Origin of the sequence: Bradyrhizobium sp. ORS 375 (genome assembly GCF_000239775.1) — a bacterium.
Lineage (GTDB): Bacteria > Pseudomonadota > Alphaproteobacteria > Rhizobiales > Xanthobacteraceae > Bradyrhizobium.
On record NZ_CAFI01000340.1, the window covers coordinates 1 to 3,177 of the forward strand.

Genomic DNA, 3,177 nt, shown 5'->3' on the forward strand with positions numbered 1-3,177 from the left:
GGCAGAAGAGCGATCCCCAATAAAACAAAAAGCCTGCCATCAACGGATGGCAGGCCTTGTTGATGCATTGCTCAGCCGATGATCAGGCGGCAGCAGCAGCGTTGCCCACCGCAGCAACGATCTCGTCGACGACCTCCTCGACCAGGTTGCGGTCATCGCCCTCGCCCATCACGCGGATGACGGGCTCGGTGCCCGAGGAGCGTACGAGCAGACGGCCGTGGCCATTGAGACGCTTCTGACCGGTGTCGATGGCGGATTTCACCTCGTCTGCGTCGAGCGGCTTGCCGCTGCGATAGCGCACGTTCTTCAGGATCTGCGGCAGCGGATCGAACTTGTGACAGACCTCGGAGACCGGGCGGCGCAGCCGCTGCACCGTGGCCAGCACCTGCAGCGCCGCGACGAAGCCGTCGCCCGTCGTCGCGTAGTCCGACAGGATGATGTGGCCGGACTGCTCGCCGCCGAGATTGTAGCCGTCGGCCAGCATGCGCTCGAGGACGTAGCGATCGCCGACCGGCGTGCGCACCAGCTCCATGCCCTGCCCCTGCAGGAAGCGCTCGAGGCCGAGATTGGACATGACCGTCGCGACGATGCCCGGACGTGCCAGCCGGCCGTCCTCCTTCCAGCTCTGCGCGATCACCGCAAGCAGCTGATCGCCGTCAACGATATGGCCGCGCTCATCGACCAGGATGACGCGGTCGGCGTCACCGTCGAGCGCGATGCCGATATCGGCGCGCATTTCACGAACTTTCCGACAAAGAGCTTCCGGCGAGGTCGAGCCGCACTCCTTGTTGATGTTGAAGCCGTCCGGCTCCACGCCGATCGAGATCACGTCGGCGCCGAGCTCCCACAGCGCCTCCGGCACGACCTTGTAGGCCGCGCCATTGGCGCAATCGACCACGACGCGCAGGCCGTCCAGCGAGAGGTCGCGCGGCAAGGTGCGCTTGGCGAATTCGATGTAGCGGTCGTGCACGCCGTCGATGCGGCGGGCGCGGCCGAGGCTTGCACTCTGCGCCAGCTTCTTGTCGAGCGATTCATCGAGCAGCTGCTCGATCTGCTTTTCGACGTCGTCGGACAGCTTGAAGCCCTGCGGGCCGAACAGCTTGATGCCGTTGTCCTCGAACAGATTGTGCGAGGCCGAGATCATGACGCCGAGATCGGCGCGCATCGACTTGGTCAGCATCGCCACCGCCGGCGTGGGCATCGGGCCGACCAGCAGCACGTCCATGCCGACCGAGGTGAAGCCCGCGACCATCGCATATTCGATCATGTAGCCGGAGAGGCGCGTATCCTTGCCGATCACCACGCGATGGCGGTGCTCGCCGCGCTGGAACAGAAGCCCTGCGGCCTGCCCCACCTTGAGCGCGAGTTCCGGCGTGATCAGGCCGTTGGCACGGCCACGAATCCCATCGGTCCCGAAATAGTTACGGCTCATATGACCCCCAGCGACAGCATCTCGACTTCGTTGCCGGCGGGCGCGAATCACCACCCGCGCCCATCCGGTCAGCCCGCGGGTTATAGTCGCCTTAAAGCTAAGATGGCTTCAAAAAATGTGATGAATCATTACCACGAAACCGCCACTGAAGCCGTAAGACCTTGTTAATATTAATTTTTCGGCGAATGATCGCACCACCCGCAAGGCGAGTGTGATGCATCGCAAAATCCTCGGAACGGGAATACGGCGTCCTCGAAGTGCCTTCCCGCTCAGCACGCAACCTCCGACATCAGAAGACGCGGCGCGCGGCTGTTCGGCGCCGGCTCGGGCTGGCCGAAGTCGGATTTGGCAGCGGTCGCAAAGATGCTAGAGGACTGTCAGCTCAAGAAAGAGACCGTCGGTGGGGGAGCCGAAGACCGCGATGAAACACGTCACCTGCATTGAAGACCTGCGCCTGCTGCACAAGCGCCGCGTTCCCAAAGCCTTCTTCGACTACGCCGACCGCGGCTCCTATGCCGAGGAGACCCTGCGCGCCAATCGCGACGATCTGCAGAAGATCAAGTTCCGGCAGCGCATCCTGGTCGACGTCTCCAAGCGCGACCTGTCGACCACCATCCTCGGCGAGCCCTCGTCGATGCCGCTGATCCTGGCGCCGGTCGGCCTGCTCGGCATGCAGCATGGCGACGGCGAGATCCACGCCTGCCGCGCCGCGCAGGCGGCGGGCATCCCGTTCACGCAGAGCACGATGTCGATCTGCTCGATCGAGGATATCGCCTCTAGCGTCGACAAGCCATTCTGGTTCCAGCTTTACGTCATGAAGGACCGCGGCTTCATCAAGGCGCTGGTCGAGCGCGCCATTGCCGCCAAGTGCACCGCGCTGTGCCTCACCGTCGATCTCCAGGTGATCGGCCAGCGCCATCAGGACATCAAGAACGGCATGAGCGTGCCGCCGGAATGGTCGCTGTCGAAGCTGTTCGACTTCGCCACCAAGCCGGCCTGGGTGCAGGGCGTTCTGCAGGGCAAGCGGCGGACATTCGGCAACATCGCCGGCCACGTGAAGAACACCGAGGATCTCACCAAGCTCTCGGCCTGGACGGCGGCGCAGTTCGACACCTCGCTGAACTGGAAGGACGTCGACTGGATTCGCTCGATCTGGCCGGGCAAGCTGATCATCAAGGGCATCCATGACATCGAGGACGCCAAGCTCGCCGCCGCCACCGGCGCCCAGGCGATGGTGGTGTCGAACCATGGCGGTCGCCAGCTCGACGGTGCCCCCTCCTCCATCCACGTGCTGCCGGGCATCGCCGAGGCGGTCGGCGACAAGATCGAGATCATGTTCGACGGCGGCATCCGCTCCGGCCAGGACGTGATGCGCGCGCTCGCGCTCGGCGCAAAATCCTGCATGATCGGCCGCGCCTACGCCTACGGCCTCGGCGCCGGCGGCCAGGTCGGCGTCGCCAAAGCCATCGACATCATCCGCAACGAGCTGCTGACGACGATGGGCCTGTGCGGCGTCAACACGGTGGCGGAGATCGACCGCAAGGTGCTGGCGGATTAGTTGGAGAACAATGGGCGAGCAAATTGCTGATACTAATCAGCTTATGTGACCCGGGCTGTTACCACGCAAAAGCTGTCGTCCCGGACAAGCCATGACGCGCGCCAGCGCGGCGTGGCGCCGATCCGGGACCCATACGCCGCAGCGGTCGTGTCGGAAAAAAATGCCAATCGCCAGCGTGCCTCAAACT

General features: G+C 64.1%; 2 protein-coding genes. One reads left to right on the forward strand and one right to left on the reverse strand.

Going from position 1 to position 3,177, the window contains the following annotated elements; translation table 11 throughout:
* Window positions 1–82: 82 nt before the first annotated feature.
* On the reverse strand, window positions 83–1,432 hold the full coding sequence (gene glmM, locus BRAO375_RS24455) for a phosphoglucosamine mutase (RefSeq protein WP_009030134.1): 1,350 nt from the start codon (window positions 1,430–1,432) through the stop codon (window positions 83–85).
* A 421-nt stretch (window positions 1,433–1,853) separates the two neighbouring features.
* Here glmM and BRAO375_RS24460 point away from each other — a divergent pair, with 421 nt between their 5' ends.
* A complete protein-coding gene (locus tag BRAO375_RS24460; RefSeq protein ID WP_009030135.1) occupies window positions 1,854–2,990 on the forward strand; it encodes an alpha-hydroxy acid oxidase in 1,137 nt (378 codons plus the stop codon).
* The last annotated feature ends 187 nt before the right edge of the window (window positions 2,991–3,177 follow it).